At 42.2% G+C, this 22,556-nt stretch carries 20 protein-coding genes and 3 pseudogenes; 16 read left to right on the forward strand and 7 right to left on the reverse strand.

All coding sequences use genetic code 11. The annotated features are described in order from the left end of the window. Positions 1-126 precede the first annotated feature (126 nt). Positions 127-501: pseudogene (locus PCY11_RS08290) on the forward strand (acyl-CoA thioester hydrolase/BAAT C-terminal domain-containing protein); the annotation flags it as partial. A gap of 152 nt (positions 502-653) precedes the next feature. Next, positions 654-1,067, forward strand: a complete 414-nt coding sequence (locus tag PCY11_RS08295) for a YjdF family protein (protein WP_061591276.1) — start codon at positions 654-656, stop codon at positions 1,065-1,067. 54 nt (positions 1,068-1,121) lie between these two features. On the opposite strand, the gene PCY11_RS08300 is transcribed toward PCY11_RS08295, so the two are convergent. Genes PCY11_RS08300 through cbiM form a run of 3 tightly spaced genes read right to left on the reverse strand, consistent with a single transcriptional unit; the run spans position 1,122 to position 3,624 of the window. Then, positions 1,122-1,847 (reverse strand): energy-coupling factor ABC transporter ATP-binding protein, encoded by a 726-nt coding sequence (locus PCY11_RS08300; RefSeq protein WP_049474416.1) that lies wholly within the window; start codon positions 1,845-1,847, stop codon positions 1,122-1,124. 12 nt (positions 1,848-1,859) lie between these two features. Then, on the reverse strand, positions 1,860-2,648 hold the full coding sequence (locus PCY11_RS08305; protein WP_049522963.1) for an energy-coupling factor transporter transmembrane component T: 789 nt from the start codon (positions 2,646-2,648) through the stop codon (positions 1,860-1,862). Continuing rightward, positions 2,641-3,624, reverse strand: coding sequence for a cobalt transporter CbiM (cbiM, locus tag PCY11_RS08310; RefSeq protein ID WP_021154344.1), 984 nt, complete (start codon positions 3,622-3,624; stop codon positions 2,641-2,643). The genes PCY11_RS08305 and cbiM overlap by 8 nt, the downstream gene beginning before the upstream one ends. A 290-nt stretch (positions 3,625-3,914) precedes the next feature. On the opposite strand from cbiM, the gene PCY11_RS08315 reads away from it, so the two are divergent. The 5 genes from PCY11_RS08315 to PCY11_RS08335 are packed head-to-tail and all read left to right on the forward strand — an operon-like array spanning position 3,915 to position 8,090. Continuing rightward, positions 3,915-4,364 (forward strand): MarR family winged helix-turn-helix transcriptional regulator, encoded by a 450-nt coding sequence (locus PCY11_RS08315; RefSeq protein ID WP_301362674.1) that lies wholly within the window; start codon positions 3,915-3,917, stop codon positions 4,362-4,364. 17 nt (positions 4,365-4,381) lie between these two features. After that, positions 4,382-5,236: an SDR family oxidoreductase gene (locus PCY11_RS08320; RefSeq protein ID WP_021154346.1), complete on the forward strand. Its 855-nt coding sequence runs from the start codon at positions 4,382-4,384 to the stop codon at positions 5,234-5,236. Beyond that, on the forward strand, positions 5,229-5,957 hold the full coding sequence (locus PCY11_RS08325) for an ABC transporter ATP-binding protein (RefSeq protein ID WP_003009931.1): 729 nt from the start codon (positions 5,229-5,231) through the stop codon (positions 5,955-5,957). The genes PCY11_RS08320 and PCY11_RS08325 overlap by 8 nt, the downstream gene beginning before the upstream one ends. Next, positions 5,950-7,470, forward strand: coding sequence for an ABC transporter permease/substrate-binding protein (locus PCY11_RS08330; protein ID WP_045759037.1), 1,521 nt, complete (start codon positions 5,950-5,952; stop codon positions 7,468-7,470). Before PCY11_RS08325 ends, PCY11_RS08330 begins: the two co-directional genes overlap by 8 nt. Beyond that, on the forward strand, positions 7,467-8,090 hold the full coding sequence (locus PCY11_RS08335) for an endonuclease III domain-containing protein (RefSeq protein WP_003009934.1): 624 nt from the start codon (positions 7,467-7,469) through the stop codon (positions 8,088-8,090). Before PCY11_RS08330 ends, PCY11_RS08335 begins: the two co-directional genes overlap by 4 nt. 76 nt (positions 8,091-8,166) lie before the next feature. Here PCY11_RS08335 and PCY11_RS08340 read toward each other — a convergent pair. From PCY11_RS08340 to PCY11_RS08350, 3 genes and pseudogenes are all read right to left on the reverse strand, one after another. Next, positions 8,167-8,397 (reverse strand): annotated as a pseudogene (locus PCY11_RS08340) (IS3 family transposase); the annotation flags it as partial. A 231-nt stretch (positions 8,398-8,628) separates the two neighbouring features. After that, a pseudogene (locus PCY11_RS08345) lies at positions 8,629-11,292 on the reverse strand (FtsX-like permease family protein). Between the two features lie 12 nt (positions 11,293-11,304). Further along, positions 11,305-12,006, reverse strand: coding sequence for an ABC transporter ATP-binding protein (locus PCY11_RS08350; RefSeq protein ID WP_003009942.1), 702 nt, complete (start codon positions 12,004-12,006; stop codon positions 11,305-11,307). A 229-nt stretch (positions 12,007-12,235) separates the two neighbouring features. Between PCY11_RS08350 and PCY11_RS08355 the strand changes: the two genes are divergently transcribed. From PCY11_RS08355 to glmS, 4 genes are all read left to right on the forward strand, one after another. Continuing rightward, positions 12,236-12,784, forward strand: a complete 549-nt coding sequence (locus PCY11_RS08355) for a TetR/AcrR family transcriptional regulator (protein ID WP_301362676.1) — start codon at positions 12,236-12,238, stop codon at positions 12,782-12,784. Between the two features lie 177 nt (positions 12,785-12,961). Further along, complete coding sequence (locus PCY11_RS08360; RefSeq protein ID WP_301362677.1) at positions 12,962-13,657, forward strand: gamma-glutamyl-gamma-aminobutyrate hydrolase family protein; 696 nt, start codon at positions 12,962-12,964, stop codon at positions 13,655-13,657. Between the two features lie 134 nt (positions 13,658-13,791). Further along, complete coding sequence (locus PCY11_RS08365; protein ID WP_301362678.1) at positions 13,792-15,177, forward strand: glycoside hydrolase family 1 protein; 1,386 nt, start codon at positions 13,792-13,794, stop codon at positions 15,175-15,177. 232 nt (positions 15,178-15,409) lie between these two features. After that, positions 15,410-17,218, forward strand: coding sequence for a glutamine--fructose-6-phosphate transaminase (isomerizing) (glmS, locus tag PCY11_RS08370; protein ID WP_045759041.1), 1,809 nt, complete (start codon positions 15,410-15,412; stop codon positions 17,216-17,218). A gap of 58 nt (positions 17,219-17,276) precedes the next feature. On the opposite strand, the gene PCY11_RS08375 is transcribed toward glmS, so the two are convergent. Beyond that, complete coding sequence (locus PCY11_RS08375; RefSeq protein WP_301362679.1) at positions 17,277-18,134, reverse strand: 5'-nucleotidase, lipoprotein e(P4) family; 858 nt, start codon at positions 18,132-18,134, stop codon at positions 17,277-17,279. Positions 18,135-18,501: 367 nt separating this feature from the next. Here PCY11_RS08375 and PCY11_RS08380 point away from each other — a divergent pair, with 367 nt between their 5' ends. From PCY11_RS08380 to PCY11_RS08400, 5 genes are all read left to right on the forward strand, one after another. Further along, positions 18,502-19,572, forward strand: coding sequence for a uroporphyrinogen decarboxylase family protein (locus PCY11_RS08380; protein WP_301362680.1), 1,071 nt, complete (start codon positions 18,502-18,504; stop codon positions 19,570-19,572). Between the two features lie 17 nt (positions 19,573-19,589). After that, the gene (locus PCY11_RS08385) at positions 19,590-19,790 is read left to right on the forward strand and encodes a hypothetical protein (RefSeq protein WP_301362681.1); all 201 of its coding nucleotides are present in this window, start codon (positions 19,590-19,592) and stop codon (positions 19,788-19,790) included. Positions 19,791-19,889: 99 nt separating this feature from the next. After that, a complete protein-coding gene (locus PCY11_RS08390; protein ID WP_301362682.1) occupies positions 19,890-20,891 on the forward strand; it encodes a uroporphyrinogen decarboxylase family protein in 1,002 nt (333 codons plus the stop codon). A 27-nt stretch (positions 20,892-20,918) separates the two neighbouring features. Further along, positions 20,919-21,797 carry a transporter substrate-binding domain-containing protein gene (locus tag PCY11_RS08395; RefSeq protein WP_045759046.1) on the forward strand — a complete coding sequence of 293 codons (879 nt, stop codon included), beginning with the start codon at positions 20,919-20,921 and terminating at the stop codon, positions 21,795-21,797. A 66-nt stretch (positions 21,798-21,863) separates the two neighbouring features. Continuing rightward, positions 21,864-22,556, forward strand: coding sequence for an amino acid ABC transporter permease (locus PCY11_RS08400; protein WP_049482370.1), 693 nt, complete (start codon positions 21,864-21,866; stop codon positions 22,554-22,556).

The following is a 22,556-nucleotide window of genomic DNA, read 5'->3' on the forward strand; positions in this document are numbered from 1 at the left end:
AAGCTCTTTGAAGCTTCTCCCTTGTTTTCTAAGTTCATAGACCTGAACTTTATCTTCATAAGTTAATTTCATTATAAAACACCCCAAAAGTTAGATTTTTTCTGTCTAACTTTTGGGGTGCAGTTCACTTCTTCTTGGACGTATTTGCAAAAGGAACTTACCTATCAAAAGTTTCGACTGAGAGATTATCTGTTTAGCAAACTTTTTAGAAAACCTATCCCTAAAGATCGCTCTGCTAGGATAGACATTAGTAGACTCTCTTCGCCAATCTTATTGCTCGGAAGTACTGTTGATGAAATATGGGATGCCTCGTCAGCAATAGCCAATATTGTCTCACATTATAAAGGCCACCACATTACATTTAAAAAATACCATGAAATAGGTCACATGTTGACAGTGGCTTATCAACCCAATCATCGCTATCGAAAAGATTGGCGTTTATTGATGAAAGAGAGTGAGGATTCTTGGTTGGCTACGATTCATTTTTTTGATAGGCATTGAAGAAGCAATAACATAAGATTATAAATATGCTATAATAGTCCCAACTAAGATAAAAACACAGTTCTGGTTGGTAGTCCAGACGTAGGCAAGCCTATCAGTAACCTTCCTCCTTGGTTGTCCATTCTTAGGGATAGATTTAAGGAGGTGCTGTCGTGGAAACAATTTCAATTGGATTGACAGTTTATTTTGAAGATGGATTTTGGCATGGTTTGTTCGAACAAGTGTATCGAGAAACTTATCAAGTTTGTCGTGTGACATTTGGTCAGGAGCCAAAAGATGATGAAATTTTAGAGATCTTACAGACTCAGTTTACTCATTTATCTTTTAGTCCAGAAGCTACAGTTAAGCAACATGTAAAAATCAAGAATCCTAAACGATTACAGCGAGCTGTGAAGAAACAAGTAAAGAAGAAAATTTCTTCCAAGTCGAAAGAACTATTGCAGTTGCAGTATGAGGAAAGGAAAAAGATTTCAAAACATCAATCTAGTGTCCAAAAGCAATTGCTCAAACAAGAGAAATTTGAACGCAAACAGCAAAAACGAAGGGAGAAGCGTAAAGGACATTAACCCTTATCTCTCTCATCAAAAAAGCTTCGGTAGGAAGAACCCTACCGAGGCTTTTTAACATGTTGAAAACGATTGTTGAATATCTGGATGATTTTCCCAATCAGCTCGATTGTAGCTTCCTGTAATAGTGTGCTCTTCAGAAAAGAGCAGAACCCGTTCCACAATCGGAGCGATTTGCTCGAAATGGTGGGAGGAAATAACAATCGTTTTTCCTGCTGTTTTGAGTTCTTGCAACAAGGCGACAATCAGCTTCTGGTATTTGGGGGAGAGACCGTTAAAGGGCTCGTCAAATAGCAAGAGACTAGGATTCATGGTGAGGACACTGGCGATAGCGACTAGCTTCTTTTCGCCACCAGAAAGATGGTAGGGAATGCGATCTCTTAGGTGTTCAATCTCTAGAAGACCGAGCGTATCCTTAACGCGTTGTTCGACTTCGGACTCGTCTAAGCCTAATTGACGTGGGCCAAAAGCCAGTTCATCATAGACACTTGTATTGAACAATTGGGTATCGCTGTTTTGAAAAATGAGTCCAACCTGCTGGAAGAGTTGCCCAGCACGATGGGGATCTTTCAAGAAGTCTTTGTCAATGGTCCAATCCTTGAAGTGGTACTGACCAGACGAGAGGGGCAAGAGCCCAACCAGAATTTTAAAGAGGGTCGATTTTCCAGCTCCGTTTGGGCCCATCAAGCCCACGGTTTCCCCTTTTTGAATCTGGAGTTGAATATCGTGGACACCAGTTTCTTCGGTATAGTGGTAATTTCCATCCTGAATGGTAATCATAGGGCTTCCTTTCTAGCCAAGTAAGGTCGTGAAGGTCGTGAGAACCGCCAATTCCAATAGGAAAAAGACGTCTTCCTTCTTCCAGTGGAAGGCTTCTTTGCGCTTTGTATCCATACCATATCCTCTCAGCAACATGGCCTCGTAGACCTCTTTGGTATGGTTCTTCGTTGATAGATACAAGAGACCCAGAAGAGAGCCAAAGAGATGGAGGTTCACTTTTTGACCAACGGTCCGGAGTTGGACGCACTCAATTTGTTGGTGAAGGTGTTTTCCCAAAATATAACTATATTTCAGCGTAATATCAATGGTCTGGACAAAGGTCTTGGGGACATGTAGCTGCCTTAGGGCCTCAACCAGTTGGATGCTTGTGGTAGTGGCTAAAAAGAGAGAAATATTGAGGACAATCATCCCTGCACGTAGCAAAAAAAGCCCTCCATTTTGAAATCCTTGAAATAAGATGCTAGGCAAAATCACAATTGTGGAAATCAGCAGCACCTTGAACAGGACCTTAAAGAGGTGGAGTAGGACCTCTCCAGGAAGCATGGCAATGTGCATTAACAAAAGGATACCAATCAACCACAGTTGGATGGGATGGTGGGCAGTCGTAATGAGAATGGCTAGAATTAAAAAGGAAACGAGTCGCATCCAAGACGAAGTTTTGGCCTTGAATGCGGGCGTCGTTTGTTTCATTTTGCCAAGAAAGTGGCGCAATGTTTGAAGATTCATTTGTAAATAGTGATGGCTTTTGGATGCTTCAAGAGTTGCTTGCTCTTGATGAAGCCAGTCAGGGAGTTTACGCATGAGAAGTTTTTTCTCCGTTCATTGATCGAATGATTTTACTGATGATATAGAAGATAAGGACGGCTGTCACGGCTGAGAGAATATAGCCGATCGCAATTTTAGTTCCAGGAATGGTGTAATCACTAAACAAGGCATCAAATGAGAATCCATTTTTGATCCCTGTTGGAACTTTGCCATGAAGCAGGCTACCCAATTCTTCAGCAGACCATTCACCAAAGGCTGTCCCATCTGCGAGAAGTCCAAGTGGGCTGAGGACGATCAAAGCAAGGAGCACCCAGCGAATTTTTTTAACGAATGAAGTTGTATTGACTGAACTTGGTGTGTACAACTCTGTAGGAGCGACTTGTTTGACAAAACGGTAAATCACAAAGGTGAAGAAGGCTTCGACCCAACCTGCTACAAGGAGGTGAGCTCCCAACATGGCAGGTACGGTAATACTCAATCCATAAGGGTTATAGAGCGGCTGACCAGCTTCTGAAGCGATGAGTGGTTGCAAGCCCAATTCAACACCAGCTAAGAAGGCTGCAGCATTGATCGAAAGATAAGAGCCGACAATGACGCCAAGCGTTTCCTGATGGTGCTTGCGGAACAAGCTATAAATAGCATAACCAACGAAAGGCATCACAATGGCCATGTTGAAAATATTGGCCCCAAGAGCGAGAATACCTCCATCCCCAAATAAGAAGGCCTGTAGCAGTAAGGCGACTGTCAGCGCCAGAGAGGCTGCATAGGGACCTATGAGAATGGCAAGAAGGGTTCCTCCGACAGCGTGAGCGGTCGTTCCGCCAGGGACAGGAACATTAAACATCATTAATAAGAAGGACAAAGAAGCAGCGATCCCAAGCATCGGAGCCAGCTCTTTATTTTCTTTTAATTGCACCTTGACTTTTTTGACAGATAAGACAATAACAGGTGCAGCAGCAACCGCTAAAACCGCACAACTTGCAGGACTAAGGTAATTATCTGGTATATGCATAACAAATTCTCCGTTAGTATGAATTATTTTCGTTAACAGATTACCACATTATAAAATCAGGTGTCGTTACAAAACGAGTCCAACATTTGTTACACATGCTAGAAAGAGGGCTATCTTGCTAAAAGAAATTAGTAGAAAGAAGAAGAAAAAACTAGTTTGAAGGGCTAGAAAGGCTTTTTTAAGGTGAATTTGGATAAAATTATTGGTTCCATATCGAAATAGTTGACAGATGTAACAAGCAGTGGTACAATGATTTTGATATTTCGATATAGAAATAAAAAGGAGACAAAATGGACAAGATGTTAGGGGGCTACCAAGCTTTACAGATACGCTTATTAGACGGGCGACTTTTTCAAAAACTCTTGAGCAAGGAACCAGATGCCCAATACCGAAGTGAACAGGGGAAAATTTTAACGATTTTGTGGAAGCAAGAGTTGGGGTGCGCTACTGCGACCGATATCGCTCTTGCGACGGGTCTAGCCAATAATACATTAACCAGCATGGTTAAGAAATTGAAAGAACAAGGCTTGGTTACGATTCAACCTTGTACGCAGGATAAAAGGAAAAAATATATTTCTTTGACAGACCTTGGTTGGGCGCAAAAAGAAATCGGTGACCGTGTCAGCAAAGAACTTGGAGAGATTTTTTACCAAGGCTTTTCGGATCAAGAAATCCGAGAATTTGAAGCCTATCAAGAGCGTATTATCACAAATCTAAAAGCTAAAGAGAGTGAACTGTAGTAGAGGGGAAAATGCTTATGATTGGAATAGCAGGTGTAACAGGGAAATTAGGCTCTTATGTGGCTGATCTTGTCGATCAGCAAGGAATTGCTTCTATCCATCTGGCAAGAAGCCCAGAGCGGGCAACAGTCTACGCGTCAGCGGAAATTCGTAAGATGGTGTATGCCAATACTCCAGAGGTGGTTGAGGCCTTAAAGGGTATCGATGTCTTATTGATGGTCTCTGCTCGGGAAAATCCAGAGCGTGTTGAGGAACACACGAGTTTTTTAAATGCCGCAAAGCTAGCGGGGGTGCAGCATATCGTCTATACCTCCTTTTACGGAGCAGATGAAAAAGCAACCTTTACCTTGTCTCGAGATCATGCCCAGACGGAAGCCTATATCAAGGAGTTAGGATTCACCTATACATTTTTGAGAGATAATTTTTACTTGGACTTCTTGATAGATATTGCTCTTGAAAATGGAGAGATTCGTGGTCCAGCAGGAAGTGGGAAGGTTTCAGCAGTTGCCCGTAAGGACACATCTAGTGTTGCAGCAGAGATTCTTTTACATGCTAAGAAATGGGAAAATCAAACCTTGAATCTAACAGGACCAGAGGAACTTTCCATGGAAGAGATCGTAGCGCTTCTCTCAGAAGAGACCGGTAAGACCATCGCGTATGTGGATGAATCAGTAGAAGAAGCCTATGAGTCACGGAAAAAATGGCCAGCACAAACTTGGGAGTATGATGCCTGGGTCAGTACCTATACAGCGATTAAAGCTGGAGAACAAGCTGGAGTTTCAGCAGATGTCGAAAAAGTCCTAGGGCATCCAGCAAGTAGCTTATTGGATATTCTTAGAGACAGAAAACTTATTGAGGAAAAATATGATTGAATACAAACATGTAGCCTTGCGCTACACGGAAAAGGACATTTTGAAAGATGTCAATCTCCGCATTGAAAATGGAGAATTCATGGTGCTAGTGGGTCCTTCAGGATCTGGTAAGACCACCATGATCAAGATGATTAACCGTCTTTTGGAGCCGACAGATGGCAATATCTATATGGATGGGAAACGTATCAAGGACTATGATGAACGGGAGTTACGTCTCAGTACCGGCTATGTCCTTCAAGCCATTGCCTTATTTCCTAACTTGACCGTTGCTGAAAATATAGCATTGATTCCTGAGATGAAGGGCTGGACTAAAGAACAAATCACTTCTAAGACAGAAGAACTCTTGGATAAGGTGGGGCTCCCTGCTGCAGAGTATGCAAATCGCATGCCTAGTGAATTATCTGGTGGGGAGCAACAGCGGATTGGCATTGTGCGCGCTATCATTGGAGAACCAAAAATTCTATTGATGGACGAACCTTTTTCAGCCTTGGATGCCATCTCTCGCAAGCAGTTGCAAGAATTGACCAAGGCATTACATAAAGAATTCGGCATGACGACCATCTTCGTAACCCATGATACGGATGAGGCCTTAAAATTAGGGGATCAAATTGCAGTGTTGCAGGATGGAGAAATTCGCCAGGTGGCAGACCCTGAAACAATTTTACAAGCGCCTGCGACAGACTTTGTCGCAGATTTGTTTGGAGGTGCTCACCATGTCTAAACTACTTACAACTTTTCAAGATCGTTTTGGGGAATGGTTAACAGCCCTTGGGCAACACTTGCAATTGTCTCTTTTGACCTTATTGGTTGCTATTTTTCTGACCATCCCACTTGCGGTTTATCTAAATAGTCACAAAAAAGTGGCGAATTGGGTGCTACAAGTTGCGGGTATCTTCCAGACCATTCCCTCAATGGCTTTGTTGGGGCTCTTTATTCCTTTCATGGGGATTGGAACCTTACCGGCCCTTACAGCTCTAGTCATTTATGCTATTTTCCCGATTTTGGAAAATACAATCACAGCCTTGAACGGCATTGATCCTAGTCTTGAGGAGGCAGGGATTGCTTTTGGAATGACCAAGTGGGAGCGACTCAAGAAGTTTGAAATTCCACTGGCCATGCCTGTTATTGTATCAGGGGTTCGTACAGCAACCGTTATGATCATTGGGACAGCGACTTTAGCCGCTCTTGTTGGAGCTGGTGGATTGGGCTCCTTTATCCTTTTGGGGATTGATCGTCGAAATGCTAGTCTCATTTTAATCGGCGCAATCTCATCAGCCATTTTGGCCATTCTATTTAATGTTATTCTCAAATGGTTGGAAAAGGCCAAGTTGCGTACGATTGTTGCGGCCTTTGCGGTGATGCTCCTTGGTTTGGGAGCGAGTTATGCTCCAAGCATGATTCCTCAGAAAGAAAAAGAAAACCTAGTCATAGCTGGGAAATTGGGGCCTGAGCCTGAAATTCTCATGAATATGTACAAACTTCTCATTGAGGAAAATAGTGACATGACGGTGACCGTTAAGCCTAACTTTGGGAAGACAGATTTCCTTTATCAAGCGCTTAAAAAGGGTGATATCGATATCTATCCAGAATTTACAGGGACCATTACAAGCTCTCTCTTGCAACCAGCTCCTAAAGTCAGCAACGACTCCAAAGAAGTTTTCGAGGTTGCGCGTGATGGTATAAAGAAACAAGATAATCTAGCTTTACTCAAACCGATGGCTTATCAAAACACCTATGCGATTGCTGTTCCGAAAAGTATTGCGAAAGAGTATAATCTGAAGACGATTTCTGATCTCAAGAAAGTTCAGGACAAGCTCAAAGCTGGTTTCACGTTGGAATTTAACGACCGTGAGGACGGAAACAAAGGACTTCAATCAGTTTATGGACTAAATCTTAATGTGGCTACCATGGAGCCGGCACTTCGCTATGAGGCAATCCAACAAGGCAATATTCAAATAACAGATGCCTATTCAACAGACCCAGAAATTGCTCAATATAATTTAGTTGTTCTAGAGGATGACCAACACCTCTTCCCACCTTACCAAGGAGCACCCCTCATGAAAGAAGCTCTTCTTAAGAAACATCCAGAATTGGAAGGCATTCTGAACAAGTTGGCTGGCAAAATCACAGAGAGCCAAATGAGTCAGATGAACTACCAAGTGGGAGTAGAAGGAAAACCTGCTGCTAAAGTCGCACGTGAGTTTTTGGTAAAACAAGGACTATTGAAGAAATGATTAAGCAAGAAGAAATACAAGAAACTCTTTTGCGACTCTGCAAGCACTATGGAGAACAAAATTGGTGGCAATCGGATAACAAGATTGAAGATTTGGTATCGACCATTCTGATCCAGCGAACAACAGAGAAGAATGCTAAGTTGGCTTTAGCTGGTCTAATGGATGTCATGACAGTAGAGGGTATCCTGGCTTTACCGCTAGAAGAGTTACAGGAACGTATTCGACCTGCCGGATTTTTCAAGCAAAAGTCACAAACGATTAGGGGACTTCTGACCTGGTTAAGAGAAGTTGGTGGTTTTGAGTTTCTTGCCAGAATTGGAACAGAAGATTTACGGAAGCTACTGTTGGAGTTAAAAGGGATTGGACCAGAGACTGCAGATGCACTTTTACTTTATCTTTTTGATCGTCCCGTTTTTATTTCGGATGAATATGCGAGAAGACTTTTTCGACGCTTAGGATTTGGAAACTTTGATACCTATAATGACATGCATGCTGTTTACGGTAACGTCTTGGAAGGCCTCACTCTCAAACAATGCCAAGAGATTCATGCTGTCATTGATGAACATGGGAAAGCTTTTGGCAAAAGTAAAGGCCAGTTAGACGAAAGTTGGTTACGATAAAAAGAGCCTAGGACAGTAGTCCTTTGACTCCACAAAAGAAACTGATTTTGTACTAACCTAAAGTTAGACAATTTATTTAAGCAAAGGATTTAGTTCTGTATTGCACAGGACTAAGTCCTTTTAGTTTTATCTTAATGCGTTTGTTGTTGTAATAATTAATACAGTCTACACTAGCTTGTTCCAATTGCTCAAGTGACTGAAACGTTTTCTCATGACCATAAAACATCTCAGACTTCAGAATGCCAAAGAAGGATTCCATCATGCCGTTATCTGGACTATTGTATTTACATGACATAGATGACTGGAGTATAAGAGTCATCCAAAAGTATGTGCCTCCTTGTTAAATATCAAAAGATTGGTGAAATGAATAGCGAATATCCCTTTTTATTTTACTTAAAATCAGATTTTTGGATGGAAATACCAGATGATAAAGTAAATCATTTAAAAAATAAAAAAGACAAACGCCCAAAATGACGTTTGTCTAGAATAAGGAAGTTATCCTTGTACTTTAGCTCTACTTATTAGCTTAGATCGTATGTTACTCAACAGATTTTAGGGCTTCGAGCATATTGACTTTCTTAAGGTGTTGGTTCACAAAGATACCGAGACCTGTCAGAATGATAATGACAACAAGTGTTGGAATGGCATAGATGAGCCAGCTCAGACCTGGATTGAACATAATATTTTCAGGAGGGATAACCTCTACCATGTATTGATGCAATCCCCAACCAAGTCCGAATCCAACCAAGATACCAATGATAGAGAGATAAATGGTTTCTCGATAGATGTAGAGTGTCACTTCTCTATTAAAGAAGCCTAGAACCTTAATGGTTGATAACTCACGGATACGTTCTGCCACATTGATATTTGTCAAATTAAAGAGAACAACTAAAGCAAGAAGAACAGAAATCCCAATCAATACTGCCATAACACGGCTAAGGGAGTTGACGATGGTCTTGATTTGTGCCTTTAGAGTAGTATTTTGAACAACCCCTTTGACACCATCAAGCTCCATAAATTGACTGGCTGTTTGCTCAACGTTTTTGTCTGAGTGATTCTTCAGTGTCAGAATAGTAGCATTTTGGCTCGCCTCTTTACCAAAAGCATTTCTGTAAGTAGTTTCATTCATAAAGATGAAGTGACCCATATACATTTCAGAAATACCAGCAACTTTGAGTTTGATATCCTTGTCTTGGCTATTTTGAACGGTTAACTCATCCCCTACAGAAACGCCAGCTAAGTCTGCCAATTTCTCAGAAATAATAATCCCTTTGTCGGTCAAATCGAGTTTTTGACCAGTTTCACGATTATTGAGCTTGATGTAATGTTGTAGAGTTTCTTGATCCTTGTCTTTGACCACAAGGGTTGTGATATCTTGACGATCGTTATTATTTCCTGCCACTTTTGAAAGCATTTCGTAATGAATAGAAAGATGTTCCTTGACCTTGCTATCGTTAATTAATTTTTGGATGTTTTACTTTTCCTGCCCATCCAGATGATCCTTGTTTGCGACAATCATATCATAGCGAATGATGTTAGGGAATTGGCGTGTGTTAAGGTCTCCAATAGAAGAACGAATACCGAGTCCAGCAAAGAGAAGTGCGATGGAACCGCAGACACCAAAAATAGTCATGAACATCCGTTGCTTGTATCGGAAAATATTACGGGCAGTGACTTTTTGTGTAAAGTTCATCCGGTTCCAAAGTGGGGTGATGCGCTCCAAAAGAATCTTAGAACCAGATGTTGGAGGTTTTGGAAGAAGAAGTTGGGCTGGCTTTTCTCCTAATTCGCGCTTGGCTACCATGAAAGCGGGAAGAACTGTGGACAAAAGACCAAGCACAATAGCTAGAAGAGTCTTAAATGGATAAAAGTGTAACTCAATTGGTGCGAGGAGGATTCGCTCTTTATAACTATTGTATATGATAGTTGGAAGGAGAATATGTCCAGCAGCAACCCCAATAGCAGTACCAATCATGCTCGTCACGAATCCATAAATAATAAATTTACGGATGATGTCCTTGTTTTGGTAACCGAGAGCTTTGAATGTCCCTGCCTTAATCCGTTCTTCTTCGACGAAGCGTCCCATTGTTACAAAGGTAACCAAGGCAGCAATAAAGTAGAGGATAACAGGGAAGATATTACTGAGGTTCTGAAAAACAGAAGCGTTGGTCTCATATGAAACGTACCCTTCTGACCAAGGAGCTTCACGACGTGTGTAGACATCGTAGCTTGGTTCAGCAATGCTATCGATTTTTTCTTGAGCTTCCTTTATTTGCTCCTTCTTGTCAGCGATTTCATCTTGTGCCTGAGTCAATTGTCCCTGGACAAGAGGATTCTTATCCTGACCGCTGGCTTTCGCTTGTTCAAGTTTCTTGTTAAGCTCCGTTTCTGCTTTCTGAAGTTGTCTTGTTTGTTGGTCAATCTTAGCCTGTGGATCAGCTTTTAATTCTTTCAAACGGTTAGCAGGCTGATTTTTTACTAATTTTTCAAGCTCATCCTCGTGTTTGGAAACCTTGTCAGTGTAATCCTGGGTATAGGGGTTAGCTCCACGGACGTCTTTGTAAGCTAAGCGTGCAATCATGTAGACGTCGGAATCAAAACTAGATTCAGGAACAACCGCATACCCTTTGAGTTCCCCACTACCAGCTGTCGATGAACCTAGGTCAACACTTGATAAGATTTCAGAAGACTGAACAAAGCCAGTGATGGTAAAACTGTGTTCTTTTAAGACATCCTTACCATTGTCACCCTCTTTTTCAGAAAACTCAATTTTGTCACCGATCTTATAGTTATCTTGATAGACTGAAGAAAGAGCAATTTCACCTTGCTTACTTGGAAGTTTTCCTTTTACAACCTCATAAGTTGAGATATCTTTTGGTTTTGAAAATAGTCGAAAGGAATCAGTGGAACCTTTCAGTACTACATCTTTAAAGTAACCATACTCAATGTTTGCCTCTGATGAGACTTGATTTAGGAGGTCTTGATCTGACTGGTTCAGTCCATAGCTACCAGTAACTGTGAGGTCAGCTGTTTGGTGTTTAGTAAAATAGCTTGTTCCCGTGTGTTGCATATCAGGTGTCGTCACCTTTAGACCCACAAGAGCGAAAGAACCTAAGGCCATGAGTGAAGCAATAGAAACCACCCGTCCTTTAGAACTAGAGAAAGACTTTCTCACGTCCTTCCAATAAGTTTTACGATTCATGAGACATCCTTTCTAGTACTCGAGGCTATCAATATCTTGTGGATGGGCATTGAGTTCAATACTTTGAACACGCGCATCATGCATACGAATCACACGATCAGCAATAGGTGCAAGCGCCCCGTTGTGAGTGACGATGATAACGGTAGCTCCTTCATTGCGAGCCTTGTCTTGGAGAATCTTCAAGACCTGTTTTCCAGTATTGTAATCCAGGGCTCCTGTAGGTTCGTCACAGAGGAGAATTTTCGGATTTTTTGCGACGGCGCGAGCGATAGCTACCCGTTGTTGCTCACCACCAGACAATTGTGCAGGGAAGTTGTTGATGCGTTTTCCTAGACCAACATCAATCAAAGTTTGTTCCGCATCTTTAGCATCCGCGACAATTTCAGAAGCCAACTCTACATTTTCTTTGGCCGTTAAGTTTGAGACCAAGTTATAGAATTGAAAGACGAATCCGACATCGTCTCTACGATAGGCTGTTAATTGTTTCGCATTATAATTGGAGATGTCTTTCCCATCGATGACGACCTTTCCTTCATCATTGGTATCCATACCACCAAGAATATTGAGAACAGTTGATTTTCCTGCCCCAGAAGAACCGAGTATAATCACTAACTCCCCTTTTTCAATTTCGAAAGTGATATCATTGTTTGCGATGATTTCCACATCACCTGTTTTATACCGTTTGTAACTATGTTTCATTTCAATATACGCCATGTGTATTTGTCTCCTTTAAAAATTATCAGCTGCTAAAACAACAACCTGTTGAATAATTACGAAGGTTATTTTATGATTTTTTAAATACGATTGCTACAACAGAAAACAACAATGTGTTGAAATAACGAAGAAAATATGATAATCATAACTGAAAATATCAGATGATAGTTGACATTTTCAAAATTCGAGATATACTTTAATCAACAATATGTAGAAATAAGGGGTTCGTATGCAACAGAGACAAACGACAACTAAGTCAGATATTAAAGAAGCCTTCATTCAGCTTTTGGCTACAAAAAGTTTAGAGGATATAACGATTAGTCAGTTAACTAAAAAAGCGGGTGTCAACCGCTCGACATTTTATCTGCACTACCTAGATAAACAGGATTTTTTAGAGCAATTAAAAGAAGAAACCATAACGACGGTTCGTATGATTTTGAGGAAAGAAACCTTTTATCCCAAAGAAGCCTTAGAAGCCATCTTGTCTTATTTCCAAGAGAACAGTGCTTTTTTTGCTGAAATTGCAAAAAATCCAAGCTTTCGTTTTGCAGACAACATTCGTTATTTTATCTTGGGGATGATTGAGTCTACGCCACGTTATCGACCAGTCATTGTGGCAGCTTATCAAATGCCAGAGCGCTATGCTATTACCATGTATGTTTCTGGTTTGACAGGACTTATTGTCGACTGGATTATCAATGGGACTCAGGAAAACCCCCAACAATTGACCAAGATTATACTGGATTCCCCAGGGATGGAGTGGTTTAAAGAAAAGTAACTACTTAAGAATCCTCAGGGGCTTTGAAACAGAATTGCCTCTTATTGACAGAAGTTAGATGGCTGAGTCCTTTCATTCTAATTGTTGACTGTCTCTTCAAAAAAATCTCCATTGAGTCTGGCTTGAAATTGTGTTACAATAAGCCTTGAAGATGAATGAAAGAATATGGAAATAAGCATGAAAATAAGACCAGTGATTGGAATTACAGGAAATGAAAGACCCTTCCCAGATGATCCAGACGCGAACATGAGCTATGCGGCGACTGGTTTTGTCGAAGCGGTCAAAGAGGCAGGAGGGATTCCCTTGATCTTGCCGATTGGAGATGCGGCCTTGGCCAAAGACTACATATCGATGATTGATAAGCTCATCATCACCGGTGGACAAAATGTCTTGCCCAAGTTTTACGGAGAAGAAATCACCATCGACAGTGATGACTACCTCTTAAAACGCGATCTCTTTGAGTTGGCCTTGATTGAAGAAGCGCGTGCGGCTAAAAAAGCTATCTTTACCGTTTGCCGTGGGACCCAGCTCTATAATGTCGCTCTAGGGGGAACTCTGTATCAAGACATTGAACACCACTGGCAGGACAATCCAGGTCAGTACACCAGCCAAGAGTTGGTGACCAAGGATCAGACGATCCTGCAAGAGATCTATGGTAAGACCAGTCGCATCAATTCTTTCCATCATCAAAGTATTAAAGACTTGGCAGATGGTTTAGAAGTGATCGCGCGGGATCCTAAAGATGACATCATAGAAGCCGTTCAATCCACAGATGAGAGTCGTTTCCTCGGCGTTCAGTGGCATCCGGAATTTCGTTTTGACAAGAGCCCAGCAGATCGCAAGCTCTTTGAATATGTCGTGACTCAATTGTAAAGAGGACCAGCTTCCTTAGGAATTTTTCCTAAGGGGCTTTTTCTTTAATCTGCGTAAGAAAGACTGTAAATTGTGCCTAGGTTTTGGGGGAGGATTCGCTACAATAGAGCTAGTAGAATGAGGAGGATTAGGACATGTATCAATTTCCAAAGGATTTTTTATGGGGGAGTTCGACCTCGGGCCCTCAAACAGAAGGGCGTTTCGCCCAGGATGGAAAGGGAGACAATCTCTGGGATTACTGGTATAAGATCGAGCCCAACCGCTTTTATCAAGGGCAAGGACCAGAGAAAACATCGACTTTTTATGAACACTGGGAAGAAGATCTGGACCTCTTGTTAGAAACCGGCCACACGGCCTTTCGAACCTCTATCCAGTGGTCACGTATTTTCCCAGAAGGACGAGGGGAGATCAATCAAGCAGGTGTTGATTTCTACCGCCGTGTCTTTGAAAAGATTAAAGAAAAAGGGATTCACCTCTTGGTCAACCTCTATCATTTTGATTTACCGATGGCTCTTCAAGAGCAAGGGGATGGTTGGGAAAATAAAGAAACCGCCTATGCTTACCAGGAATATGCGCGTTTTTGTTTCAAGACCTATGGAGATCTGGTCGATCAGTGGATCACCTTTAATGAACCTATTGTCCCTGTAGAATTTGGTTATTTTTATGATGCCCATTTTCCTCATAAGGTAGACGCAGCAGCAGCTGTTAAAGTAGCCTACCACACCCAGCTAGCAAGCTCTCTAGCAGTTAAGGCCTGTCATGAGGTGGATCCTAATTACCGTATCGGGATTGTGCTCAATTTGACACCAGCCTATCCTCGGAGCCAGCATCCAGAAGATGTGAAAGCTGCGCGTATTGCTGAGCTCTTTCAAGCCAAATCTTTTTTAGATCCATCTGTTCTTGGTCATTATCCTGAAGAATTAGTGGAGATCCTACGGGAGCGCGATCTCTTACCGGATTATGATCCCTTTGAATTGCGCTTGATCGAGGAAAATACGGTGGATTACCTAGGGGTTAACTATTACCAACCACTCCGTGTGGCGGCTCCTCGTTATGCTCCAAATCCAGCATCTCCCCTACTCTTTGAACAATTTTATGAACCCTATGTCATGCCAGGTCGCAAGATCAATCCCCACCGAGGTTGGGAAATCTATGAGCAAGGCTTGTATGACATTGCCCAAAATATCAAGGAAAACTATGGCAATATCGAGTGGATCCTGACCGAAAACGGGATGGGAGTTGAAGGAGAGGAAAAATTTCGCAAGGATGGAGTGATCCAAGACGATTACCGGATTGACTTTGTCAAAGACCATCTTCGCGAGCTCCACCGGGCTATTCAAGATGGTGCCAACTGTAAAGGCTATCTGATCTGGACCTTTATTGACTGCTGGTCATGGCTCAATGGCTACAAGAACCGCTATGGTTTAGTTGAGTTGGAGCTCGAAAGTCAAAAACGAACCCTCAAAAAATCTGGTCATTGGTTCCGTAAGTTGAGTCAGCGGAATGGATTTGAAGAGTAGAAAAAGCAACCTATCAACCAAGATGTTGATAGGTTTTTCTTAACCCTCCCTTAACTAGACCAATTTTCTTGAATTTCCTAGTTGACAAACTGGAAGAAGCATTGTATACTGACTCCGCTGGTTGCTTTTTGGTCAAATTAGACTAGACCAATTTTAAAGTAACTGAGAAATCGACCATGGGTCGTTTGACTAAGTAAAGGGGAAAGTATAGCAAGGCTATATCGTAAAAACTATGTGCGGAATCGTTGGTGTTGTAGGAAATACAAATGCTACTGATATTTTGATTCAAGGACTTGAAAAACTCGAATACCGAGGCTATGACTCTGCGGGTGTTTTTCTGGCTAGTGAAGGCAAGAGCCAATTGGTAAAGGCAGTTGGCCGTATTGCAGAATTGTCATCTAAGGCAGAAGGTGTCGAAGGGACAGCTGGGATTGGACATACCCGTTGGGCCACTCATGGAAAACCAACTGAGGACAATGCTCACCCACACCGCTCTGAAACAGGTCGCTTTGTTTTGGTCCACAACGGGGTCATTGAAAACTATCTTGAAATCAAGGAAGAATACCTAGCAGGTCACCATTTCAAGGGGCAAACAGATACAGAAATCGCTGCCCACTTGATCGGAAAATTTGCTGAAGAAGATGGCTTATCTACGCTCGAAGCCTTCAAAAAAGCCCTCCACATCATCCGTGGGGCCTATGCTTTTGCTTTGATGGATGCGGAAGATCCAAGCACGATCTATGTGGCAAAAAATAAATCACCACTCTTGATCGGTCTTGGCGATGGTTACAATATGGTCTGCTCTGATGCCATGGCCATGATTCGTGAAACCAACCAATACATGGAAATCCATGACCAAGAGTTGGTCATTGTCAAGGCTGACAGCGTTGAAGTGCAAGACTATGATGGCAACGTCAAAGAACGGGCTAGCTACACGGCTGAACTCGACCTTTCTGATATTGGAAAAGGGACTTACCCATACTACATGCTCAAGGAAATCGATGAGCAACCAACTGTCATGCGTAAGTTGATCCAAGCCTATACAGATGAATCTGGTCAAGTAGTAGTAGACCCAGCTATTATCAAGGCTGTTCAAGAAGCAGACCGCATCTATATCCTTGCGGCTGGGACCTCTTACCATGCTGGATTTGCGTCTAAAAAAATGTTGGAAGAGTTGACGGATACCCCAGTAGAACTCGGTATTTCATCTGAGTGGGGATATGGTATGCCACTTCTCAGCAAGAAACCACTCTTCATCTTTATCAGCCAATCTGGTGAAACAGCTGATAGTCGTCAGGTATTGGTCAAAGCCAATGAAATGGGCATTCCAAGCTTGACAGTAACCAATGTTCCAGGATCAACTCTTTCACGTGAAGCAGACATGACTATGTTGCTCCATGCTGGTCCTGAAATTGCGGTAGCTTCTACTAAGGCTTATACGGCTCAAATCGCAGCTCTTGCCTTTCTGGCTAAAGCTGTTGGGGAAGCCAATGGCAATGAGAAGGCCAAAGCCTTTGATTTGGTGCACGAATTGTCTATCGTTGCCCAATCGATCGAATCAACCCTTTCAGAAAAAGAAGTGATCGACGAAAAAGTTCGTGGCTTGTTGGAAACAACCCGCAATGCTTTCTATATTGGACGTGGCCAAGATTACTATGTTGCTATGGAAGCCAGTCTGAAACTAAAAGAAATTTCTTACATCCAATGTGAAGGCTTCGCTGCGGGTGAGTTGAAACACGGTACTATCGCTCTGATCGAAGAGGGTACACCGGTTATCGCCCTCTTGTCTGATCCAGTCCTAGCCAGCCACACACGTGGAAACATCCAAGAAGTGGCAGCACGTGGGGCTCATGTCTTAACCATTGCAGAAGAAAATGTCGCTAAAGAGACAGATGATTTGGTCTTGACAGCGGTTCACCCTTACCTCTCTCCAATCTCAATGGTGGTACCAACCCAATTGATTGCCTACTTTGCAACCCTTCATCGTGGGCTCGATGTTGATAAACCACGGAACCTTGCTAAGTCTGTAACAGTTGAATAAAATTATCTATATAGAAAAAAACATCCTCGTTAGGTTTTTCCTAGCGAGGATGTTTGCTTTATTTATCAAAACCTTGCAAGGCTTTGAGGCGTTCTTCTGTTTGTCCCTTGGCATCTAGTTTTTTACCTTGGTAAACAGCAGATTCCCATGATCCATACATTGGATTTGGGAAGATGATGAATTTTTCACCGAATTCTTTTTGCAATTCGTCCAATTTCTTGTCGCGATCAGCTTCAGATGTCTTAGAGAAGTCTGCAAAGTCAACCAGGTTGTCCCCAAAAAGCAAGACAAGATTGGTCTTTTCTTGCACAGCTTGGCGACGGCCTTCTTTTGATTTGACGCCATCTTCTAAGAACATGAGGTGGTCACGTCCTTGAACAGGAATGCCTTCTTTTTCAAGATTCTTGATGGTATCATCTATTTGAGAGGTTGTACGGTCAGAAATGTAGTAGATTTGAACCCCGTTTTGATCCGCGTATTGAAGGAAATCTTTGGCACCTGGCACCGCTTTTGCGGCTGCTTTTTTCACCCAAACATCCCAATCTTTAGGATTGAAGGCCGTACCATCTTTGACGTTTTGAACTTGGTAAGGGCTGTTGTCTAAAACAGTTTCGTCCAAATCCAAGACGATGGAATAAGGCTTATCAGAAGGCGTTTGGAGGATCTCTTTCAAACGGTCAGTAGCGACATTGTAGCCTTGTAAATACAAAGCCTTGGTTTCTGCTGCCTTTTGGTACCAGAGAACAGACATGGTATTTTCTTGTGAACGCTGCTGATCATAGGTCATCGTCACCTGATTTTTAGTGCTGCTTGCTTTTGTCTCTTGCGTTTTAGTAGTGTTGCTTCCACAACTCGTCAGTAAAATGACAGAAGCAAGAGCAGAAACGATGGTAAAGGTGGTTTTTGTTGTTTTCATAAACCGTACACTCCTTAAAATTATTCTATAAAAATTATACTCCTTTCAATCTTGCCTGACAAGAAAGAGGAGAAGGCGAACCAGGGAATGGTAAAATGAATAGGAAGAAAGAAATGCTGATATGAAGGGCTTTTTCACATCAACATGTGCCATTTTTTCCTTTAAAAGAAGGGGTATAGTTTTCTGCTATAACCGGATCAAGAAATGATCAAAGCGGTCCTTTTCTTCTAAAATGAAGCAATAAAGAAAGATACTCGCAGGTCCCTATTTTCAAGGGCTTGCGTTTTTTTGATGCCTTCCTTAATAAAGAAATTTTAAGGCCTTGATAAGGAAAATATATTAGTCAGCTACTTTTCGAGGTGATATCATGGTTACAAATTCCAGAAGGAAAGCAGTTAGCCTTTCTATTGGAGAAATATTGAGGAGGATTCACAGTATGAGTAAAAAAGAATTGGTTCTTCGTGCCATTCGAGGCGAAACAGTAGAGCGAATCCCTGTAGGATTTTGGCTCCATTATGTGACCCAAGAAGAAAAAGAATTGGGTCTAGACAATCCGGCTGTAGTAGCAAAAAGTATTAAGGGCCACCAACACTATGTAGAAGAAATTTCACCTGATTTTGTCAAGATCATGAGCGATGGCTTCTTCCGCTATCCGAGTGCTCTTTATTCGAAAGAGATCCAATCAATCCAAGAATTAAAGGATATCCAACCGATTGGAGAGCATCATCCATGGATTGAAAAACAAATTGAAGTGGTCAAGGAAATTCGTTCTCATTTCCATGAAGAGATTGCTTCTTTCTACAATATTTTCTCGCCTATTTCTTATTTGAAACGCTGGTTCCGTACGGATCAATCCCGTGGAGATCAAGTGATTGCAGACTTTATCAAGGAAGATCCAGAAACTTTAGCTCATGTCCTTGACGTGATTGCAGGAGACATCGCTACTTTAAGTCGTCGCTTGATCCAAGAAGCAGGTATTGAAGGTATTTACTTTTCAACCCAGCAGATCCAAGATGAGCGTGTGACAGATGAAGAATACCGCAAGTTCATTGAGCCTAGCAGCATCGCTGTCCTAGAAGCAGCCAATGAAGCTGGAGGTATCAATATCCTTCATATCTGTGGTTTTGAAGGGGCTAGCAATGAAGTGGAGCTCTTCAAGGATTATCCAGCTCAAGTCATTAACTGGGCGACCCATCATGAAGGCCTTAGCCTAGCCGCAGGTCGTAAACTTTTCGGCGATCGTGCCGTTTTGGGTGGCTTTGTCAACGGCAAGAAAGGTTTACTCTACCAAGGGGAACGAGAAGCTATTGAGCAAGAAACGCGTCGCTTGGTGGCTGAAGCCGGAAGCCGTGGTTTGATTCTTGGAGCAGACTGTACCGTGCCAGATGATTTCCAATTGGAACGCTTAGATTGGGTACGTCAAGCAGCTGTATTGTAAGAAGAAAGGAGAGGGAGATGAAAAAGATCAATGTATGGTGTATCGTGGTAACCGTTTTGTTTTTGATTCTAGGGCTTAGTAAAGCAACTCTAGCAAGTAGTCAGGGAAAAGCAAAAAAAGATCCAGATATGGCAAGACTGGAGAAAATTCCAGCTCATAGTTTCTCCCTCATCCGCCCATCTGACCTAGCAGGAATTCTACTTCTCGAAGATCAGTGATAAAAAAAGATGAAGAGCTTGATAAAAAATATATATTAGTCAAACAATTATCGAAGTGATAAGATAACAAACAAGAAAAGATTAGAACGAGGTAAGAACATGTCATCAAAAAGAGAATTAGTGTTAAAAGCTTTCAAAGGAGAAGCAGTCGACCGTGTGCCAGTTGGATTTTGGCATCATTTTACAACAGAAGAAGAATGGTTGAAAGGATTTTCAAATCCGGAAATTATTGAAAAAAACCTCAATGGCCATAAAAACTTCCTTCACAAGGTCAAACCAGACTTTGTCAAACTCATGAGTGATGGTTACTTTGCTTATCCAAATCCAGCCATTCACAAAGGCCTTGAAAATATCTCTGACTTAGCAGGGATTGAACCACTCGGAGCAAATCATCCATGGATCACAGAGCAAGTAGAGCTCGTTAAAAAAATCCGTGCCGGTTTTGAAGAAGACATTGTGGCTATCTACAATATCTTTGCTCCAGTGACCTACTTCAAATGGTTGGTCGGAGAAGTTTCAGGAGGAGATGACTTGATCGCCAACTTTATCGATCAAGATGCAGCAACTCTTAAAAAAGTATTGGATACAATTGGCCAAGATATTGCAAGTTTGAGCCAACGAATCATCAAAGAAGCAGGGGCAGACGGGATCTACCTCAGTGTTCAAAGTATCCAGGATGCGCGGGTTACACAAGAAGTTTATAAAAACATTATTGCACCGAGTGAACTCCATGTCTTAGAGGCAGCCAATGAAGCTGGTGGCGTAAATATTCTTCATATCTGTGGCTACGAAGGAGCTCGCAATGATATCCATCTCTTCACAGACTACCCAGCCCAAGTCATTAACTGGGCAGTCGGGCCAGAAGGAATCAGCCTAGCAGAAGGACGCGAAATCTTCGGTGGACGCACGGTTCTTGGTGGCTTTGAAAATGGAAAAAATGGACTTCTTTACACAGGAGATAAGGCTGCGATCCAAGCAGAAACCAAACGCATCATCGCAGAAACTGGAACCACAGGCTTGGTCATTGGTGCCGATTGTACCATCCCAAGTGACATTGATGAAGAACGAATCGAATGGGTTCGTGAAGCTGCAGCAGAATAAGGAAAATAGAAAGAGGGAGAACAGAGTATGAGTAAAAAAACATGGATTATCGGTGGGGTGGCCGTTCTTGCCCTTGCAGGTGCAACCATTCTTGGTCGAAGCTTGAACCACGCAAACGAAAGTAAAGGATCAACAGGATCTAATAAAGTAACAACCTTGAAAGTAGCCCACACTCAAAACTATGTGCCTTACGATTTCGTCGATGAAAAAGGGGAATCAGATGGTTATGAAGTAGCCGTGCTCAAAGCCATTGACGAAAAACTACCAGACTACAAGTTTGAGTACACTGGAACAAGTGATGACGATCTCTTGATCGGTCTAGAATCTGGTAAATACGATATCGGAACCAAAGGAGCTTGGTATACCGAAGAACGTGCCAAGAAATTTATCATTCCAAAAGAACCAATCGGAGCAAGTATCATCGGATTTACCGTTCGGAAAGAAGATGCGAATAAATACAAGAATATCGATGACTTCGCTAAAGAAAAAGGAAAATTGGTTCCAATTTCACCACAAAATGCGCAGTGGAATGTTATTAAAGAATACAATGAAAAGCATAAGGACCAACAAATCGAATTAACAGCTGCCGAATCTTTCAAAGTCGCAGATGCCTATGCTTGGGTTCTTGAAGGACGTTACGATGCCTTCTTTGACATCAAACTTTCCTTTGAAAAAGCTGTCACAGATAAAGATGGTTCTTACCACCAATATGCGGACAAACTGAGCTGGTTTGCCTACAAAGGAATTCCAACTTACCCATTGATCCATAAGGATAAGAAAAACGAAAAATTTGCGGAAGCATACAGCAAGGCCATCAAAGAATTAGAAAAAGATGGCACACTTGCTAAATTGTCGAAAAAATATTTCGGTGAAGATGTCTTCAGTTATGTAGATAAAGAGAAATAAGATGGAACTGGGTGCGCATAGCCCCAGCTTCCTTATTTCTATACGGATACAGAAAGGAAAAGAAACATGGTCTCATACGACATTTCCAAGGTCTGGTCATTTCTTCCAACCTTGGTCCAAGCTCTGCCAGCGACCCTAGCTTTGATGTTTTTAACGACGGTTCTCGGTTCTGCATTTGGCTTGGTTTTGACCTGGGCACAAGTATCAGAAGATAAGGTAGGAGCAGGTCTGGCAAAAGGCTATGTCTTTACTTTGCGTTGTACCCCTCCGATTGTCTTGCTCTTTTTGGTCTTTTATGGGCTCCCCCAATTTTTGAACTGGTGGTTGGGCATTGACATTGACCACTGGTCCAAGTTTGTCTTTGTCCTTGTTGCCATGTTTCTTCTCTTTGCTGCTATGATCTCTGAGGTCTTCAAGGCAGCCTATTTGGCCATTCCAAAAGGTCAGATGGAAGCGGGCTTGAGTATTGGCTTGACGCCAGCTCAAACCATTTGGCGGATTGTCCTTCCCCAAGCCTTTCGCGTGGCTCTTCCCAATATGACGACTGCCATCTTGAACCTCATGCGCGATGCCGCTTTGGCTTATACCATTGGCTTTATCGATATCATGGGAGCAGGTAACAACTTGATCAGCCGCAATCTTGGGAATTATTCCCTCGAGACCTATACAGCCGTCGCAGTGATCTACTGGGCAATTGCCCTTGTGATTTCCTTCTCCGCTCAACTCCTCGAGAAACGACTCAGTGTAACAGAAAGGTAG

This window comes from Streptococcus sp. SP8, assembly GCF_030440045.1.
Taxonomy (GTDB): domain Bacteria; phylum Bacillota; class Bacilli; order Lactobacillales; family Streptococcaceae; genus Streptococcus; species Streptococcus parasanguinis_I.